At 66.8% G+C, this 18,121-nt stretch carries 16 protein-coding genes; 4 read left to right on the top strand and 12 right to left on the bottom strand.

Annotation, left to right across the window (positions count from 1 at the left end; all coding sequences use genetic code 11):
• Positions 1–143: 143 nt before the first annotated feature.
• The 10 genes from ftsW to coq7 all read right to left on the bottom strand — a co-directional run bounded on the left by ftsW (position 144) and on the right by coq7 (position 11,747).
• Positions 144–1,385: a putative lipid II flippase FtsW gene (gene ftsW, locus AC24R4_RS19030; protein WP_092601237.1), complete on the bottom strand. Its 1,242-nt coding sequence runs from the start codon at positions 1,383–1,385 to the stop codon at positions 144–146.
• On the bottom strand, positions 1,382–2,893 hold the full coding sequence (gene murD, locus AC24R4_RS19025; RefSeq protein ID WP_400391239.1) for a UDP-N-acetylmuramoyl-L-alanine--D-glutamate ligase: 1,512 nt from the start codon (positions 2,891–2,893) through the stop codon (positions 1,382–1,384). Before murD ends, ftsW begins: the two co-directional genes overlap by 4 nt.
• A 48-nt stretch (positions 2,894–2,941) precedes the next feature.
• Positions 2,942–4,111 carry a phospho-N-acetylmuramoyl-pentapeptide-transferase gene (mraY, locus tag AC24R4_RS19020; protein WP_066732432.1) on the bottom strand — a complete coding sequence of 390 codons (1,170 nt, stop codon included), beginning with the start codon at positions 4,109–4,111 and terminating at the stop codon, positions 2,942–2,944.
• A gap of 12 nt (positions 4,112–4,123) precedes the next feature.
• On the bottom strand, positions 4,124–5,524 hold the full coding sequence (locus AC24R4_RS19015) for a UDP-N-acetylmuramoyl-tripeptide--D-alanyl-D-alanine ligase (RefSeq protein ID WP_400391236.1): 1,401 nt from the start codon (positions 5,522–5,524) through the stop codon (positions 4,124–4,126).
• On the bottom strand, positions 5,521–7,068 hold the full coding sequence (locus tag AC24R4_RS19010; RefSeq protein ID WP_400391233.1) for a UDP-N-acetylmuramoyl-L-alanyl-D-glutamate--2,6-diaminopimelate ligase: 1,548 nt from the start codon (positions 7,066–7,068) through the stop codon (positions 5,521–5,523). The genes AC24R4_RS19015 and AC24R4_RS19010 overlap by 4 nt, the downstream gene beginning before the upstream one ends.
• Complete coding sequence (locus AC24R4_RS19005) at positions 7,065–8,882, bottom strand: peptidoglycan D,D-transpeptidase FtsI family protein (RefSeq protein WP_400391230.1); 1,818 nt, start codon at positions 8,880–8,882, stop codon at positions 7,065–7,067. The genes AC24R4_RS19010 and AC24R4_RS19005 overlap by 4 nt, the downstream gene beginning before the upstream one ends.
• Positions 8,879–9,196: a cell division protein FtsL gene (gene ftsL, locus AC24R4_RS19000; protein ID WP_092601229.1), complete on the bottom strand. Its 318-nt coding sequence runs from the start codon at positions 9,194–9,196 to the stop codon at positions 8,879–8,881. Before ftsL ends, AC24R4_RS19005 begins: the two co-directional genes overlap by 4 nt.
• The gene (gene rsmH, locus AC24R4_RS18995) at positions 9,193–10,170 is read right to left on the bottom strand and encodes a 16S rRNA (cytosine(1402)-N(4))-methyltransferase RsmH (protein ID WP_400391227.1); all 978 of its coding nucleotides are present in this window, start codon (positions 10,168–10,170) and stop codon (positions 9,193–9,195) included. The genes ftsL and rsmH overlap by 4 nt, the downstream gene beginning before the upstream one ends.
• Positions 10,171–10,177: 7 nt before the next feature.
• Positions 10,178–10,606 (bottom strand): division/cell wall cluster transcriptional repressor MraZ, encoded by a 429-nt coding sequence (gene mraZ / locus AC24R4_RS18990; protein ID WP_400391224.1) that lies wholly within the window; start codon positions 10,604–10,606, stop codon positions 10,178–10,180.
• 517 nt (positions 10,607–11,123) lie between these two features.
• Entirely contained in the window at positions 11,124–11,747 is a 624-nt protein-coding gene (coq7, locus tag AC24R4_RS18985) for a 2-polyprenyl-3-methyl-6-methoxy-1,4-benzoquinone monooxygenase (protein ID WP_400391221.1), read from the bottom strand.
• A 340-nt stretch (positions 11,748–12,087) separates the two neighbouring features.
• On the opposite strand from coq7, the gene AC24R4_RS18980 reads away from it, so the two are divergent.
• From AC24R4_RS18980 to AC24R4_RS18965, 4 genes are all read left to right on the top strand, one after another.
• Entirely contained in the window at positions 12,088–13,272 is a 1,185-nt protein-coding gene (locus AC24R4_RS18980) for a porin (protein WP_400391218.1), read from the top strand.
• Between the two features lie 174 nt (positions 13,273–13,446).
• Positions 13,447–14,448, top strand: a complete 1,002-nt coding sequence (locus AC24R4_RS18975) for a Bug family tripartite tricarboxylate transporter substrate binding protein (RefSeq protein WP_400391216.1) — start codon at positions 13,447–13,449, stop codon at positions 14,446–14,448.
• Positions 14,449–14,539: 91 nt separating this feature from the next.
• Positions 14,540–15,049, top strand: a complete 510-nt coding sequence (locus tag AC24R4_RS18970) for a MarR family winged helix-turn-helix transcriptional regulator (protein ID WP_400391214.1) — start codon at positions 14,540–14,542, stop codon at positions 15,047–15,049.
• Positions 15,046–15,519 (top strand): hypothetical protein, encoded by a 474-nt coding sequence (locus AC24R4_RS18965; RefSeq protein ID WP_400391212.1) that lies wholly within the window; start codon positions 15,046–15,048, stop codon positions 15,517–15,519. The genes AC24R4_RS18970 and AC24R4_RS18965 overlap by 4 nt, the downstream gene beginning before the upstream one ends.
• Before the next feature lie 19 nt (positions 15,520–15,538).
• Here AC24R4_RS18965 and AC24R4_RS18960 read toward each other — a convergent pair whose 3' ends face one another.
• Both AC24R4_RS18960 and AC24R4_RS18955 read right to left on the bottom strand, forming a co-directional pair.
• Complete coding sequence (locus AC24R4_RS18960; RefSeq protein WP_400391210.1) at positions 15,539–17,221, bottom strand: long-chain fatty acid--CoA ligase; 1,683 nt, start codon at positions 17,219–17,221, stop codon at positions 15,539–15,541.
• A 195-nt stretch (positions 17,222–17,416) separates the two neighbouring features.
• Entirely contained in the window at positions 17,417–18,085 is a 669-nt protein-coding gene (locus tag AC24R4_RS18955) for a TetR/AcrR family transcriptional regulator (protein ID WP_400391207.1), read from the bottom strand.
• Between the last annotated feature and the right edge of the window lie 36 nt (positions 18,086–18,121).

Genomic DNA, 18,121 nt, shown 5'->3' with positions numbered 1-18,121 from the left:
CCTTCGCCGAAATCGAGCGTTGACGCACTCCGGTCATACCTTCCCTCCGCGCGCCCGGCGATTCTGGCTTCGGCCGCTGCGCTTAACTTCCTGCTTGCGCAGAAAGTTAGCCTTCGCCGAAATCGAGCGTTGACGCACTCCGGTCATACCTTCCCTCCGCGCATCAACACTCGATTTTCATAGTCGATCCGCAGAACGATCGCCAGCGCCACGCAATTCATCAGGATGCCCGAGCCGCCGTAGCTCACCAGCGGCAGCGTCAGCCCCTTGGTGGGCAGCAGGCCCAGGTTCACGCCCATGTTGATGAAGGTCTGCCAGCCGACCCACACGCCGATGCCCTTGGCCACCAGCCCGGCAAACGTGCGGTCGAGCTGCAGCGCGGTGCGGCCGATGTTGAAGCAGCGGCGCACCAGCCAGTAGAACAGCACGATCATCACCAGCACGCCGATAAAGCCGAATTCCTCGCCGATCACCGCCAGGATGAAGTCGGTATGCGCCTCGGGCAGGTAGTGCAGCTTCTCGATGCTGCCGCCCAGGCCCACGCCCGTCCATTCGCCACGGCCGAACGCGATCAGCGAGTGCGTCAGCTGATACGCCTTGCCCAGCGCGTTGCTCTCTTCCCACGGGTTCAGGTACGCGAAGATCCGCTCGCGGCGCCAGGGCGATGCCGTGATCAGCAGCGCGAACGCGCCCACGGCCACGCCCACCAGGCCGGCGAACAGCTTGCCGTTGATGCCGCCCAGGAACAGGATGCCCATGGCCACGGCCGCGATCACCAGGAAGGCGCCCATGTCGGGTTCCAGCAGCAGCAGCATGCCCACCACCACCACCGCCACGCCCATCGGCAGGAAGCCCTTGCTGACGGTCTGCATCCATTCCTGCTTGCGCACCGTGTAGTTGGCCGCGTACAGCACCACGGCCAGCTTCATCAGTTCCGACGGCTGGAAGTTCATCACGCCCAGCGGAATCCAGCGCCGCGCGCCGTTCACGCCCTTGCCCACGAACGGCACCAGCACCAGCACCAGCAGCACCAGCGCGATGATGAACAGCTTGGGCGCGTACTTGTCCCACACCTTGACCGGCACCTGGAACGCCGCCAGGCCCACCGACAGGCCGATGAACAGCGCGAACGCATGGCGCACCAGGAAGTGCGCCTCGCGGTAGTTGGCGTAGCGCGGCGAGTCTGGCAGCGCGATCGATGCCGAATAGACCATCACAAGGCCGAACGTCAGCAGCACGATGGCCACCCACAGCAGGGGCTGGTCGTACTCCATCATCCGCGAACGGGTTGGCTTGACGCCCGACACCGCGTCGCGCAGGCCACCCCAGGCGTTGCCGATGGTGGCGCCGATGAATCCGCTGCGCTTGACCTGCGAATCGCTCATGGCATGATCCCCCGGGACAGGGCCAGTTCTTCCACCGCGCCGCGAAACACCTGCGCGCGATGCACGTAATTGCGGAACATGTCGAGGCTGGCACAGGCCGGCGACAGCAGTACGACATCGCCCGCTTCAGCCAGGCCCGCCGATTTCTCTACCGCCGCTTCCAGCGTGGCGGCGTCAACGATCTGCGTGCCCGTGGCGGCCAGTGCCTCGCGGATGGCGCCGGCGTCCTTGCCGATCAGCACCACGGCGCGTGCATATTGCGTCACCGGCGCGGCCAGCGGAGAAAAGTCCTGGCCTTTGCCTTCGCCGCCGGCGATCAGCACCACGCGCTTGTCCAGCCCGTTCAGCGCGGCCACGGTGGCGCCCACATTGGTGCCCTTGCTGTCGTCGAAGTACTCGACCTCGTCGATGGTCGCCACCCACTCCACGCGGTGCGGCTCGCCGCGATACTCGCGCAGGCCATGCAGCAGCGCGTTCAGCGGCAGGTCGATCGCCCGGCACAGCGCCAGCGCCGCCATGGCGTTCGTGGCGTTGTGCAGGCCACGGATATGCAGCGCATCGGCCGGCATCAGGCGCTTGTGGCGCACCGGCACGGCTTCCGTGACCGCCTCGTCCTTCCTGCGGCGGCGCGGCTTCTGCTCCGCTTCGGCTTCCGTATCGGGCTCGGCCACGATCAGCCACGGCATGCCGCCGTCGCGCAGCACGCCGTAGCTGCCGGCGGTCTCGGGCAGGTCGGTGCCGAAGGTGACCGGCGTCGCGCCCGGGCGGGCCATGTCCAGCGTCAGCTTGTCCTGGCGGTTCAGCACCTGCACGCAGCCTTTGCCGTCCGGGCCGAAGATGCGGGCCTTGGCGGCGGCGTAGGCTTGCATGCTGCCGTGCCAGTCCAGGTGATCCTGCGTGACGTTGAGCACCGTCGCGGCGTGGGGCGCCAGCGAGAACGTGTATTCCAGCTGGAAGCTCGACAGCTCCAGCACCCAGACATCGGGCAGCGTGGCGCTGGCGATGCAGGCCGACAGCTTGTCCAGCGCCGACGGGCTGATATTGCCGGCCACGCCCACGGTCTTGCCCGCGCGCTCGATCAGCCGGCCGGTCAGCGCCGTGGTGGTGGTCTTGCCGTTGGTGCCGGTAATGGCCAGCACGCGCGGCGCGTAGCCCGACGTGGCTTCCAGATACCCCAGCGCCTGGGCGAACAGTTCGATCTCGCCCCAGACCGGGATGCCGCGCGCCTGGGCCGCATCGAGCAGCGCCTTCGTACCGGCTTGCAGCGGCGACAGGCCGGGGCTGATCGCCACCAGGCCGATATCGTCGAGCAGGCTGTCGGCGAACGGTCCGCCCACGAACTGCGCCGTGGTCAGTTCGGCCTGCAGGAAGGCAAGGTTGGCGGGCGCCTCGCGTGTGTCGGCCACGCGCACGCGGCAGCCGTTCAGGCCGCACCAGCGTGCCATGGCCAGCCCCGATTCACCGAGGCCAAGTACCAGCACATGAGGTTTCTGCAACACGCCGAACACTTCGATTTCCTGCCTATATATATAGAGAGCTTCAGTTTTGGGGGACGCTCAGCGCAGCTTCAGCGTCGACAGGCCAATCAGCACCAGCAGCATCGTGATGATCCAGAACCGCACGGTGACCTGTGTTTCCTTCCAGCCACTCAGTTCGAAGTGGTGGTGCAGCGGCGCCATGCGGAACAGGCGCCGGCCTTCGCCATAGCGTTTCTTCGTGAACTTGAACCACGTCACCTGCAGCATCACCGACAGCGTTTCCACCACGAAGATGCCGCCCATCACGAACAGCACGATTTCCTGGCGCACGATCACGGCAATGGTGCCCAGCGCGCCGCCCAGCGCCAGCGCGCCGACATCGCCCATGAACACCCGCGCCGGGTGCGCGTTGAACCAGAGGAAGGCCAGGCCCGCGCCGGCCATCGCCGAGCAGAAGATCAGCAGTTCGCCGGCGCCCGGGATATGCGGGAACAGCAGGTACTTGCTGTAGACCGCGTTGCCCATCACGTAGGCGAACACGCCCAGGCCGCCCCCGACCAGCACCACGGGCATGATTACCAGGCCGTCCAGCCCGTCGGTCAGGTTCACCGCGTTGCTGGAGCCCACAATCACCAGGTACGTCAGCACGATGAAGCCGGTCACGCCCAGCGGGTAGCTGATTTCCTTGAAGAACGGGACGATCAGGTTCGTCTTGTACGGCACATCGGCGAACATGCCGCCTTCGATCCAGCTCAGGAACAGGCTCCAGACCCGCACGTTGCTGGCCTCGGTCACCGAGAAGGCCAGGTACACGGCGGCCACCAGGCCAATCAGCGTCTGCCAGAAGAACTTCTCGCGGCTCGACATGCCGCGCGGGTCGCGATACACCACCTTGCGGTAGTCGTCGACCCAGCCCACGGCGCCGTAGCCTAGCGTCACCAGCAGCACCACCCAGATGAAGCGGTTGCCCCAGTCGCACCAGAGCAGCGTCGACACGCAGATCGAGATCAGCACCAGCACGCCGCCCATGGTGGGCGTGCCGGACTTGACCAGGTGCGTCTGCGGGCCGATGGTACGCACGGCCTGGCCGATCTTCAGTTCGGTCAGGCGACGGATGACCCACGGCCCGAAACCGAGGCCGATCACCAGCGCGGTGAGGTTGGCCATCACCGCGCGGAAGGTCAGGTAGTTAACGACCCGCAGAAAGCTGTAATCGTTTTGCAGCCACTGGGCCAGTGCCAATAACATCGTTCGTCTTTCTTAGTGAGCGGAAGGGGATGCGACCAGCGCATCGACCATCCGTTCCATGCGCATGAAGCGCGATCCCTTCACGAGCACGGCGGCTGCACCAGCCACCACGCCCTCCTTGTCTTCCTTCAGCGCCTGCGCCAGGGCTTCCGCATCGGCAAAATGGCGCGCGCCCGGGCCGTAGGCCTGCACGGCATGCGTCGCCAGATCGCCCAGCGCCCACAGCGTCTCGATGCCGCGGTCGCGTGCGTAGGCGCCAATCTCGGCATGGAACGCCGGGCCCTGGTCGCCCACTTCGCCCATGTCGCCCAGCACCAGCACGCGCGGGGCGGCAAACCCGGCCAGCACGTCGATGGCGGCGCGCACGGAATCGGGATTCGCGTTGTACGTATCGTCGATGACCACCGTGCCGGCCGGCGTGTGCTTGACCTGCAGGCGGCCCTTCACGGCCGAGAAGCCCGCGATGCCGCGCTGGATCGCATCCACCGCCACCCCGGCCGCCAGCGCGCAGGCCGTGGCGGCCAGCGCGTTGCGCACGTTGTGCGCGCCCAGCAGCTGCAGCCGCAGATCGAAGGTCTGGTTTGGCGCCGTCACGTGCAGCACCTGCACGCCGTCGTCCAGCGTCACGGTCGCGCGCACATCGGCCGACGCGTCGGTGCCGAACGCCAGCACGCGGCGCGCGCCGGCCGCCTGGCGCCAGATCGCGGCATGCGCGCCGCCGCTCTCGGCATCCACCGGGAACACCGCCACGCCATCGGCCGGCAGCGCGGCGATGGCGCTGGCGTGCTCGTGGGCCACCGCTTCCACGCTGACCATGAATTCCTGGTGCTCGCGCTGCGCGTTGGTGATCACGGCCACGGTCGGCTGGGCGATGGCGGCCAGGTAGACCGTCTCGCCCGGATGGTTCATGCCCAGTTCCAGCACCGCCAGCTTGTGGTGTGCGCGCAGGCGCAGCACCGTCAGCGGCAGGCCGATATCGTTGTTCAGGTTGCCGCCCGTGGCCAGCCGGTCGTCCTCGCCCACGGCCGCGGCAAAGATCGCCGCGATCATTTCCTTGACCGTGGTCTTGCCGTTGCTGCCGGTGACGGCCACCGTCGGCGGCGTGAACTGGCGGCGCCAGCCGGCACCGAGTTCGCCCAGGCCGATGCGCGTGTCCGGCACGATCAGCGCCGGCACGTCGAGGTCGATGTCGCGGCTCACCAGCACGGCGGCGGCGCCGCGCGCCACCACATCGGCCAGGAAGTCATGGGCGTCGAAGCGGTCGCCCTTGAGCGCCACGAACAGATCGCCCGGCTGTACGGTACGGCTGTCGGTGTGCACGCGCGAAAACGTGCGCGTGGCATCCCCGGAAATACGTGCGCCGGCCATCCAGCCGGCGGCTTGCTGCAAATTCGTCATCTGGTGTCCGTTCATGCCGACACCCCCCGCGTGCCCAGGGTCAGGCGCACATGTTCGCGGTCCGAGAACGGCCGCTTGCGGCCCTGGATCTCCTGCGTGGCTTCATGGCCCTTGCCGGCCACGAGCACCACATCGGCCGGGGCGGCGTGCTTGATTGCGTAAAGAATGGCCGCGGCGCGGTCTTCGATCAGCCGCACGCGGCTGCGGTCCTGCATGCCGTCGGCGATCTGTTCGAGGATATCGAGCGGATCTTCGCTGCGCGGGTTGTCGCTGGTCAGCACCACGTCGTCGGCCAGGCGTTCGGCCACGCCGCCCATCAGCGGGCGCTTGGTGGCGTCGCGGTCGCCGCCGCAGCCGAATACGCACCAGAGGCGGCCCTGGCGGGCATCGGCCACCGGGCGCAGCGCGGTCAGCGTCTGCACCAGCGCGTCGGGCGTGTGGGCGTAGTCCACCACGGCCAGCGGCGCCTCATGGCCGCCGAACAGCTCCATGCGGCCATCGACCGGCGTCAGCTGGCGAAGGGCGGCAATCGCCGCGTCCCAGGCCACGCCCTGCGCCAGCGCGGCACCCAGCACCGCCAGCAGATTGCTGACGTTGAAGGCGCCGATCATCGGCGTGGCCACATCGGCGCTGCCGAAGCTGCCATCGACATGGAACGCCGTGCCCGAGGCCGTGGCGCGCACATCGGTGGCCCGCAGCCACTGGCCGCGTGCCGCCGAGGCACCGGCCTTGCCGTCGATGCCATATTCGATCACCTGCGGCGCGCTGACGGCGGCGGCATTGCCGGCCAGCAGGCGGCCGCCCATGGCGTCGTCGCGGTTGATCACGGCCGCGCGCAGGCCATCCCACTGGAACAGCAGCGCCTTGGCGGCCTCGTACTCGGCCATCGTGCCGTGGTAGTCGAGGTGATCCTGCGTCAGGTTGGTCAGCACCGCCACGCCAAAGCCGGTGCCGGCCACGCGGCCCTGCTCCAGGCCGTGCGACGACACTTCCATGGCGATGGCGCGCGCGCCCGCATCGTTCAGCTCGGCCAGACTGGCCTGCAGCTGCACGGCATCGGGCGTGGTGAAACCGGTGATGCGCAGTGCATCGGGGAAGCCCGTGCCCAGCGTGCCGATCGTCGCGCACGGCGTGCCGGTGCCCTGCAGCAGGCGCGCCAGCCACTGCGCGCACGATGTCTTGCCGTTGGTGCCGGTGATGCCGGTCACCGCCAGGTTGCGGGCGCCGATGCCGTACCAGCCGGCCGCGATCGGGCCGGCCAGCCAGTGCAGCTGCGACACGGCCAGGTGCGGCACGGCGTCGCCGTGCGGCCAGTCGAAGCCATCGGCCTCGTAGATCACGGCCGAGGCGCCGGCGGCGATGGCCTTGTCGATATGCGGGCGGCCGTCGGTCGCCAGGCGTTCGTTACCCAGCACGTAGGCAAAGAACACGTCGCCCGGCTGCAGGCGGCGCGTGTCGCCGGTCAGTTTGGCACTGGCCGGCGCGTGCGAATGCAGCCAGGCCAGCGTGTTGCTGGCCTGAGTGGACACCTCGAGCGGGAGCAGCGGCTTGGCCGTCATGGCGTGGCGCTCCACGGTGGTTCGCTTTCCTGGACCTTGTCGGTGACCATCAGCTGGCGGATCGGCGAATCGGGCTGGACGTTCAGCGAGCGCAGCGCACCGCCGGTAATGGCCGAGAAGACCGGGCCGGCCACGGCCCCGCCGTAGTGGCTGCCGGCGGTCGGCTCATCGACGCTGACCGCCACGATCACGCGCGGGTTCGACATCGGCGCCAGGCCGATAAACGACGCGCGGTACTTGCTGCGGTCATAGCCACGGCCCACGTGCTTGTATGCAGTACCGGTCTTGCCGCCCACGCGGTAGCCCATCACCTGGGCTTCCGGCGCGGTGCCGCCCGGAGCGGTCACGGTTTCCAGCATGCCGCGCACTTCACGTGCGATCTGGGGCGTCAGGATGCGTTCGCCGCTGACCGGACCGTTGGTCTTGAACATCGACACCGGAATCAGCTCGCCGTCATGGGCAAAGATCGTATAGGCGTGCGCCACCTGGAACAGCGACACCGACAGGCCGTAGCCGTAAGACATGGTGGCCTGCTCGATCGGGCGCCAGCTCTTCCAGGGCCGCACGCGGCCAGCCACCGCGCCCGGGAAGCCAATCTTCGGCGCCTGGCCCAGGCCCACGCTGGTGAACATGTCCCACATCTCCTGCGGCTTCATCATCATCGCGATCTTGGTCGTGCCGATGTTGCTCGACTTCTGGATCACGCCGCCCACCGTGAGCGTGCCGTAGTTGTGGGTATCCGAGATCGTGGCGCCTTCGAAGTTGAACTTGCCGGTGGTGACCACCGTCGTGGCCGGCGTCACGCGGCCCAGCTGCAGCGCCAGGCCGATGGTGATCGGCTTCATCATCGAGCCGGGCTCGAAGGTGTCGGTCAGCACGCGGTTGCGCAGCTGTTCGCCCGACAGGCGGCTGCGGTCGTTCGGGTTGTAGGTGGGCCAGTTGGCCAGCGCCAGCACCTCGCCGGTCTGGGCGTCCAGCACCACGGCGCTGGCGGCCTTGGCCTTGTTGCGCTCCACCACGGCCTTGACCTCGTTGTAGGCCAGGTACTGGATCTTGGCGTCGATCGACAACTGCATGTCCTGGCCGTCGCGCGGCGTCTTCAGGATGCCGACGTCTTCGACCACGCGGCCCAGGCGGTCCTTGATCACCTGGCGCGCACCGGGGCTGCCGGCCAGCACGCTTTCGCGCGCCAGTTCCACGCCTTCCTGGCCCTTGTCCTCGACGTTGGTAAAGCCGACGATGTGCGCCATCGCCTCGCCTTCCGGGTAGAAACGCTTGTACTCGCGGGTCTGGTGCACGCCCTCGATCTTGAGCGCCGCGATCTTGTCGGCGGCGTCGGGCAGCACCTGGCGCTTCAGGTAGACAAAGCTCTTGTCTTCATTGAACTTGGCGCGCAGGTCCTTCTCGGACATGTCCAGCAGTTTGGCCAGCTGGCGCATGCGCTGGGGATCGAGATCGGGCACGTCTTCGGGCACGGCCCAGATCGCCTTGACCGGCAGGCTGGTGGCCAGCACCAGGCCGTTGCGGTCCAGGATCTTGCCGCGCGTGGCGGGCAGTTCCAGCGTGCGCTGGAAACGCTTCTTGCCCTCCATCTCGTAGAACTGGTTGCCCGGGCCCTGGATCCACATCGCCCGCGCGGCCAGTGCCACAAACGCGGCGAACATCAGGAACACCACGAACTTCGAGCGCCACATCGGCAGGCGCAGGCCCAGCACCGGGCTGGCCGAGAACTGGCCGGTGCGCGGGCGCGCGGCCTCGCCGCGCGGCTTGTTGCCGGCGCGGGCGCGGTTCAGGCTCGGGCGGGCCAGGCTCATTTGGCGGGTCCCCCGGCGGGTTGCTGGGCATCGGGCGGGGTATCAGGCAGCACCACGCCCTGCAGGTATTGGGTACGGCCGGCCATGGCCGGCGCCATCTTCAGCTGCGCACGCGCCGAATCGGCAATCCGCGCGCTCTTGCTGAGCGAGCTTTGCTGGTATTGCAGGCGCGACCAGTCGATGTCGAGCTGCTTTTCCTCGGTCTGCGCGCGCTCCAGCGCCACGAACAGCGTGCGGGCCTGGTGCTGGGCGCTCACCAGCGACAGCGCGCACAGCATCAGCGCGGCAAGCAGGAAGAAGGTCAGGCGGTTCATGCCGGCTGGCCTCCGAGCTTTTCGGCCACGCGCATCACGGCCGAGCGCGCGCGCGGGTTATCGGCCACTTCCTGGGTGCCGGGCTTGAAGCGGCCCAGCAGCTTCATGGTCGGCTGCGGCAGGTCCGCGGCACGCAGCGGCGCGCGGCGCAGCGCCGGGTCCGCGTCGCGGTCCGGATGGGCGTGCGCCTGCATGAACCGCTTGACGATGCGGTCCTCGAGCGAGTGAAAGCTGATCACCACGAGGCGGCCTCCGACCTGCAGCAGCTCGTACGCCGCCTTCAGGCCTCTTTCGAGGTCCGCAAGCTCTTGATTGACGTGAATCCGTAGAGCTTGAAAGGTGCGGGTCGCAGGGTCCTGACCCTTCTCGCGTGTCTTGACGGTTTTCGCCACGAGCGCGGCAAGCTCTGAAGTAGTGGCGACAGGTCCGCCATCGCCGGGTTCGCTCCGGCGAGCAACAATCGCCTTTGCAATCTGTACAGCAAACCGTTCTTCCCCATAGTCTCGTATCACCCTGGCAATGTCCTGCTCGTCCGCCTGTGCGAGCCACTCGGCGGCAGTGACGCCGCGCGTGGTGTCCATGCGCATGTCCAGCGGGCCCTCGAAACGAAAGGAAAATCCCCTCGCCGCCTCGTCGATCTGGGGCGAGCTGATGCCCAGGTCGAGCAGCACGCCAGCCACGGGCGGGCGCCCGGCCAGCCGGTCGCCCATCTCCGCAAAGCTCGCGTGCTCAATGGAGAAGCGGGCATCCTCGATGGTGCCCGCTTCTGCGATTGCTGCCGGATCCTTGTCGAATGCGACGAGGCTGCCGGCGGGCCCCAGCCGCGCCAGCACGGCACGGCTGTGACCGCCTCTTCCGAAGGTGCCGTCCACGTAGGCGCCGTCGGGCCGCCAGACGAGCGCGTCGACGGCCTCGTCCAGCAACACGGTGCGATGGCGCAGGGCGGTGGTCCCCGGCGTTTCGGTAGGGGTCATGACCTCTTCAGAAAGAGAAATTCTTCAATGCGTCCGGCATGCCTTGCGCCATCGCCGCCTGTTCCTTGGCGGCGTAGGTGGCGGCATCCCAGACTTCGAAATGGCTGCCCATGCCGAGCAGCATCACTTCCTTGTCGAGCAGGGCGGCCGTGCGCAGTTCCGGTGCAATGAGCACGCGGCCCGCGCCGTCCATTTCCACGTCGGCGGCGTTACCAAGGAAGATCCGCTTCCACCAGTGGGCATCCATGGGCAGCGCCGCGATGCGGCCGCGGAAAACCTCCCACTCGGGCCTGGGAAAGAGCAGCAGGCAGCCATCCGGGTGCTTGGTCAGCGTTACCCGGCCCTCGGCCTGCGTTTGCAGCGCCTCGCGGTGCCTGGCCGGAATGGACATCCGGCCCTTGGCATCGAGCGACAGCGCCGATGCTCCCTGAAACAAGCTCTTTCCCCCGGTAACCGCCGGCTATTTCAGCCTTTGGCAGGTCGATTCGTCCTTGTCCGCAACCGCCCGGTCCGATGCGAATCATCGCAGAGACAAGGCGGTATTTCACACAAAAATACACTTCCTCACACTATTTCCCACTTTAGAGGAAGCGTTTTGGCCGGTCAAGGCTCGCTATGGGGCAAAAAACAGGGTTTTTTTAATCAGAACAAAGACTTAGCGCGCCAACTTCACGCACCGCAACAGTGAATCCTTAATGAAATGAAGCACTTGGGGAAGAAAGCAGAGAAACCACCTGAGAACTATCTGAGGGAGGACTGCCGACGACGGGAATCGCATCCAGTTCCGCGCCGTCGGGAAGGATACAACGTTTTGCCGCCAGCCCCGCCCGACCAAGGGCTCACGGCAGTTTTCCACAGCTGTGCGAGGCAGCGTTCAGATGTCCGCCGAAAATGAAAATGGCAACGATGCGTACACGCCCGTCGCCATTTGTCATGCGCCCCGGTTGTCGCGGCTAGATGCGATAGGCCGTGGTGGTCATGATCTTCGAGGCGGCGCGCATCAGGGCACGCACCGGGCCGGGCAGCGGCACGCCGCCGGCATCGCGGGCGGCATCGCCATGGCGGATCTCGTCGTCGCGCATCTGTTCCAGGATGGCGCGCGAGCGGCCGTCAGCCGGCGGCAGGCGGTCCAGATGCCCGGTCAGGTGATGCTCGACCTGGCGTTCGGTCTCGGCCACGAAGCCCAGGCTGACGCGGTCGCCCGCGCGGCCCGCCACGACGCCGATGGCAAAGGCGCCGGCATACCAGAGCGGATTGAGCAGGCTCGGCCGCGAACCGAGTTCGCGCAGGCGCTCGGCGCACCATGCCAGGTGATCTTCCTCCTCGCGCGCCGCGGCATCCATCTGCGCGCGCACCGGCGCGCTGCGGGCCGTGAGCTTCTGCGCCTGGTACAGGGCCTGCGCACACACTTCGCCCACATGGTTGATGCGCATGAGTCCGGCCACGTGGCGGCGCTCCTCTGCACTCATCTGTTCCGTATCGGGCGTCAGGCGGTCTGCGGGATTGTCGCGGCCCGCGCGTGTCGCACCGGCAATCGCGCGCAGCGCGACATCGAATTCGTGGATCAACGTGTCCATGGGTGTCAATGGAAGGTCTGCGGCCGCCATACGCGCGTGCCCCACTGATGGGTAGAGCTTTTCCTCGATGGCGCACCGGGATTTCCCGCATTGTACCCGCGGGATTTTGTGCAGGTTTGCGCATCGACATGCCCCCGCGCGGTTTCGCTAAGCCTGGGTCCCGGATAACCCTGAGTTGTGAAAACCAGACAAGACGTTTACCACAGGGTCAAAAAAATAGTGATTTTGCTAGAGTGATCGGCAGCTTCCATGGAAGTCAAGCACGGAAGGATGAAGAGGGCTGACAGGAGGTCCTTCCGCATAGCTTCAACTAATAATTCTTAAGTGGAGATCACCCAGCATGAAAAAATCGCTACTCGCGCTTGCCGCGATGAGCGCTTTTGCCACGGCTGCAAATGCGCAAACCAGCGTGACCCTGTACGGCGTTGTCGACCTGCCTATCGAATACAACAACAACCTGGCACCCGGCTTCAACACCAATCCCGCAACGTGGGGCCCGAATGGCCGTCCGCCTTCGCTGCCCGGTGGCGGCAGCCGTGTGGGCCTGCAGACCGGCGGCGGCCTGTCCGGCTCGCGCTGGGGTCTGCGTGGCACGGAAGACCTGGGCGGCGGCCTGAAGGCACTGTTCGTGCTGGAAAGCGGCTTCGGCCTCGACGACGGCAGGTCGCAGCAAGGCGGCCGCCTGTTCGGTCGTCAGGCATTCCTGGGTCTGCAGAGCGACAGCTACGGCCGTCTGACCATGGGTCGTCAGTACACGACCATGTTCGACATGTTCGCGAACTTCTCGCCGACCGGCTACGCGACGCTCTACGAACCGGTGGTGGCCCAGCTGGGCACCAACTTCCGCTCGGACAACACCGTCAAGTACACGGCCGTGTTCGGCCCGGTCACCGCCGAGGCGCACTGGAGCTTTGGCACGGGCGTGGCCGCGATCGGTCCGGTACCGCTGGCCGCCGCGGGCGCGGGCGAAACCCCGGGCAACTTCAACAACAACGCGGGCGGCGGTGCCGGCGTGCTGTACATGAGCGGCCCGCTGGGCCTGACGCTGGCGTACGACGAATGGCGTCCGGCGATCACGATCGGCCAGCCTGGCCGTTCGCGCAAGGTGGGTGCCGCCGGCAGCTACACGGTCGGACCGGCCAAGCTGATGGCGGGCTACCGCTACGGCCGCACGACCGACAACACGGGCGCCGAACTGCTGCGCGACAACTACTACTGGTTCGGTGTGAACTACCAGGTATCGGCGCCGCTGGGCCTGACCCTGGCGTACTTCTACGACGACGTGAAGACGATGCGCGCATCGTCGGCGTTCGTGGCGGACAACCCGAAGAACCCGTGGCAGATCAGCTTCGTGGCCGACTACAACTTCTCGAAGCGCACCGACGTCTACCTGACGGCCGGCTACGTGAAGAACTCGGGCCTGAACTTCGACACCTCGGCAGTCAGCTTTGCCAACGGCTACCCGCTGCAGCAGGGCAAGACCAGCCAGGTTGGCGTGGCCGTGGGTGTCCGCCACAAGTTCTGATCCGCTTCACGCGTTCGACATTGTTCCTTTCTTCAAGGCGCCTCCGGGCGCCTTTTTTGCGTCGGCCAGGCACAAATGTCTCAACGGGTTTCACCTCATCCGCGAAGTGGCGCGGACCCGACTAGAATGGCCTGCAGACCGGAACACCCGGCCGCCTTACCTGGAGACATTGCCATGCATCCACCTCGCCGGCGCACCCTCGCCCTGCTCCTGTCGGTTGCCCTGGGCCCGCTGGCCGCGGCCCCTGCGCTCGCCAACGACGCCTACCCGACCCGGCCGATCCGGCTGGTCGTGCCCTTCCCGGCCGGCGGCACCACGGACATCATGGCGCGCGCGGTGTCGGCAGAGCTGTCGAAGCTGCCCGGCTGGAACGTGGTGGTCGACAACAAACCCGGCGCGGGCGGCAACATCGGCTCGGACATCGTGGCCAAGTCGGCCCCGGACGGCTACACACTGCTGATGGGTACGGTCGGCACGCACGGCATCAACCAGTCGCTCTACGGCAAGCTGCCGTTCGACCCGATCAAGGACTTCGCGCCGATCACGCTGGTGGCCGCGGTGCCCAACGTGCTGGTGGTCAATCCCGCCTTCGCCCAGCAGAACAAGATCCAAAGCGTCAACGACCTGATCGCCTACGCGCGCGCCAATCCGGGCAAGCTCAACATGGCGTCGAGCGGCAATGGCACGTCGATCCACCTGGCCGGCGAGCTGTTCAAGACGCAGACCAAGACCTTCATGGTCCATTTTCCGTACCGCGGCAGCGGCCCGGCCCTGACCGACCTGTCCGGCGGCACCATGCAGGTGATGTTCGACAACCTGCCGTCGTCGATGCAGCTGATCAAGTCGGGCAAGCTCAAGGCGCTGGCCGTGACCAGCGCCAAGCCGTCGCCGGCCCTGCCCGGCGTGCCCACCGTGGCGCAGGCGGCCAACCTGCCGGGCTTCGAGGCCAGCTCGTGGTTTGGCCTGCTGGCGCCGGCCGGGACGCCGCCGGAGATCATCCATCGCATCCAGCAGGAAGTGGCCAGGAGTCTGAACACGCCGGCCGTGCGCGAGCGGCTGATGGCGCAGGGCGCCGATCCGGTGGGCAACACGCCCGAGCAGTTCGCCGCGCTGATCCGCTCCGAGACCACCAAGTGGGCCAAGGTCGTCAAGGATTCGGGCGCCAAGGTGGATTGACCGTCTCCCACCACCGGAATGGCGGCGATACGGGGAACGCCGGGCAGCGCATATACTTGAGGCATCAAATGTTCATGCTGCCCGAATCCCGATGCCAAATCGTTCCGTCGCCAGCAGCGCCGCCGATGACACCCCAGTCGATCTGGAAACCAGCGCCGGCGAATCGGACCACGAGGCGCTGCGGCTCTGGCTGCGCCTGCTGACCTGCACCACGCTGATCGAGGGCGACATCCGCTCGCGGCTGCGCCAGGACTTTGCGGTCACGCTGCCGCGCTTCGACCTGATGTCGCAACTGGACCGTCATCCCGAAGGGCTCAAGATGGGCGAGCTATCGCGCCGCATGATGGTGACCGGCGGCAATGTCACGGGTATCACCGACCAGCTTCAGCAGGAAGGCCTGGTCACGCGCGAGGCGCTGCCCACGGACCGCCGGGCCTATCTGATCCGCCTGACGCCGGCCGGGCGCGAGGCGTTCTCGCGCATGGCACGCGCCCACGAGACCTGGGTGGAACAATTGTTCTCGGGCCTTGCCGAAACCGATCGGCGCGCCCTCTTCCGACTGCTGGGCCGCCTCAAGTCCAGCCTGACGAGCACGCCATGACCCGAATCGCCATTTCCGTATTTCGATGGATGCCCACGCTGTGCGCGGCCGCGCTAGCCGCGCTGGCCGCGGGTTGCAGCAGCGCACCGGCCGGCCCGCAGGTCACGCCGGTCAATGCCACGATCAAGCTCGGCCGTGTGACCGAAAAGACCTTCCTGTCGCGCGTGGAGGTGCCGCAAGGCAGCAGCTACGGCGGCTACGGGATGGGGGTTGGCGGTGTGGCCGCCGGCGGCGGAGGCGGAGGCGGTGGTGTGGGGGTGGGTTTCTCGGTCGACCTGACGCGGCTGCTGAATCCGCCGCCGCCGCCCATGCAGATGGACCTGTACCAGTACAAGGTGCGGACCACCGATGGCATGGTGGCCCAGGTGAACGGGCCGGCCGCGCCGGGGCTGGAGCCCGGCACGTGCGTGCGGCTGATCTATCCCGATGGATCGACCCAGCCCCAGATGGCGCCGTCGAACGAATGCTGACGACGCACGCCCTGCCCGTTCAGGCGGCCTTGCGGCTGTCGCGCAGTTCGCGCCGCAGGATCTTGCCGACATTGGTCTTCGGCAGCTCGGTGCGGAATTCGACGTACTTCGGCCGCTTGTAGCCGGTCAGGCGCTCCTTGCAGAACGCGATCACGTCGGCTTCCGACAACGCCGGGTCCTTCTTGACCACGAACAGCTTCACCACCTCGCCCGAGTGCTGGTCGGGCACGCCAACCGCCGCCACTTCAAGCACGCCCGGGCATTCGGCAACCACGCCTTCCACCTCGTTCGGATACACGTTGAAGCCCGACACCAGGATCATGTCCTTCTTGCGATCGACGATCTTCGTGTAGCCGCGCTCGTCCATCACGCCGATGTCGCCGGTCTTGAAGAAGCCATCCGGGGTCATGACCTTGGCGGTCTCGTCGGGGCGGTTCCAGTAGCCGGCCATCACCTGCGGGCCGCGCAGGCAGATTTCGCCCGGCTGGCCCAGCGGCAGTTCGTTGCCGTCGTCGTCGCGGATCGACACTTCCGTGGAAGGCAGCGGCAGGCCGATGGTGCCCGAGAACGCGTCGGAATCTGTCGGATTGCAGGTGGCTGACGGCGAGGTTTCCGACAGGCCGTAGCCCTCGATGATCGGGCAGCCCGTCTTGGCCAGCCAGTTCTTGGCCACCGCTTCCTGCACGGCCATGCCGCCGCCGTTGGCCACGCGCAGGCCTGAGCAGTCCACCTTGGCGAAGTCGGGATGGTTCAGCAGCGCGTTGTACAGCGTGTTCACGGCCGGGAACATATGGAACTTGTACTTCTGCAGTTCCTTGATGAAGCCCGGGATGTCGCGCGGATTCGGAATCAGGATGCTCAGCCCGCCGCTGCGCATGCCCAGCAGGCAGCAGACCGTCAGCGCGAAGATGTGGTACAGCGGCAGCGCGGTGATCGTCACCACCTGGTCGATATGGGCGCCCTTGGCCAGCGCCGGCTGCATCCAGGCCTCGGACTGCAGCACGTTGGCCACGATATTCCGGTGCAGCAGCGTGGCGCCCTTCGACACCCCCGTGGTGCCGCCCGTGTACTGCAGGAACGCGATGTCGTCCGGGCCCGTGCTGACGGGCTTCAGTTCCATCTTGCGCCCTTCGGCCAGCACGTCGTTGAAGCGCACGCAGTTGGGCAGTTCCCAGGCCGGCACCATCTTCTTGACGTTGCGCACCACGAAATTGACGATGGCGCCCTTCAGGCCGCCGAGCATGTCGCCCATGCTGGCCACCACCACGTGCTTGACCGGCGTGGCCGGCAGCACGGCCTGCAGCGTGGCGGCGAAATTCTCAAGGATGACGATCGCTTCGGCGCCGCTGTCCTTGAGCTGGTGCTCCAGTTCGCGCGGCGTGTACAGCGGATTCACGTTGACCACCACGTAGCCGGCACGCAGCACCGCGGCCAGCACCACCGGATACTGCAGCACGTTCGGCATCATGATGGCCACGCGGGCGCCCGGGCGCAGGCCGCGCGACTGCAGCCAGGCCGCGAACTGGCGCGACAGCTGGTCCAGTTCGCCATAGGTCATGGCGCGGTCCATGCAGATGAACGCGCGGCGGTCGGCGTAGGTACGGAACGAATGCTCGAGCAACTGGGCCAGCGAACGGAACTGGCTGGCGTCGATCTCTGCCGGTACGCCTGCCGGATAGTGTTTCAGCCACAGCTTTTCCATACCGTCTCCTGAATTTCTGAATGGTCGTTCGATTTTTGGGGAATGCTAAACGCGTGCCCCATGTGAAGACAACCCGTTAGACGAAGTCCTCCACGAATTGGACCGTCGAAATGGTGAATTATCCGCCACCCATCGGCGGGATCGAGGGAATACCCTGACGAAAACGGCGGAGAAAGCCGCGATCCCTGCCGCCGATCAAGCCGGCGGCAGCACCAGCTTCATCATGTTTTGCGCCAGCTCATGCGCCAGCGCCTCGGGGTCCATGCGTCCCGGTTCATGCCAGGTGTACATGAAGCCGATCACGCCCCCCATGGAATGGGCCGTCACCCGCGCATCGCCGAATGCGAACACGCCTGCGGCGCGCCCTTCCTCCAGCAGCACGTACAGGTCGCGGTAGAACTCGCGCGCCATGCTGTTGAGCCACGCGACCGTATCGCTCTTCAGATACTGGTTGTCACGGAAGCTCAGCGCCGCCGCCACATGGCACCGGACGCAGCGGCGCGCCATTTCCAGCAGGCAGGCATGCAGGCGCTCGCGCACCGGCAGCGCCGGGTTGGCCGTTTCCCGAATCACCGGGAGGCAGGTCTGCGCCGATTCGCGGCACAGGATGTCGAAGATCTCGTACTTGTCCGCGAAATAGTAGTAGACCGCCGGCTTGGTCACGCCCAGGGCCCGGCACAGGTCGTTCATCGTCATGCCCGGATAGCCTTTCGTGTAGAAAAGCTGCGCGGCCGTATCCAGGATCTGGCGGCGGCGCATTTCCTGGCGCTCGGCCACGTGCGAGCGGGCGGGGCCGTCGTCGCTCAGCGTGGCGGCGGCGGTGGCGCGCGGCAGATTGCCGGATTTCTTGGGGGCATGAGACATGGCCGCCATTTTCGCATGCGGGGCGTGCGTCACCAT

The organism is Cupriavidus sp. CER-90, from assembly GCF_057652055.1.
Note: the sequence above shows the minus strand (reverse complement) of the source record. Positions and strands in the feature narration are given on the sequence as shown.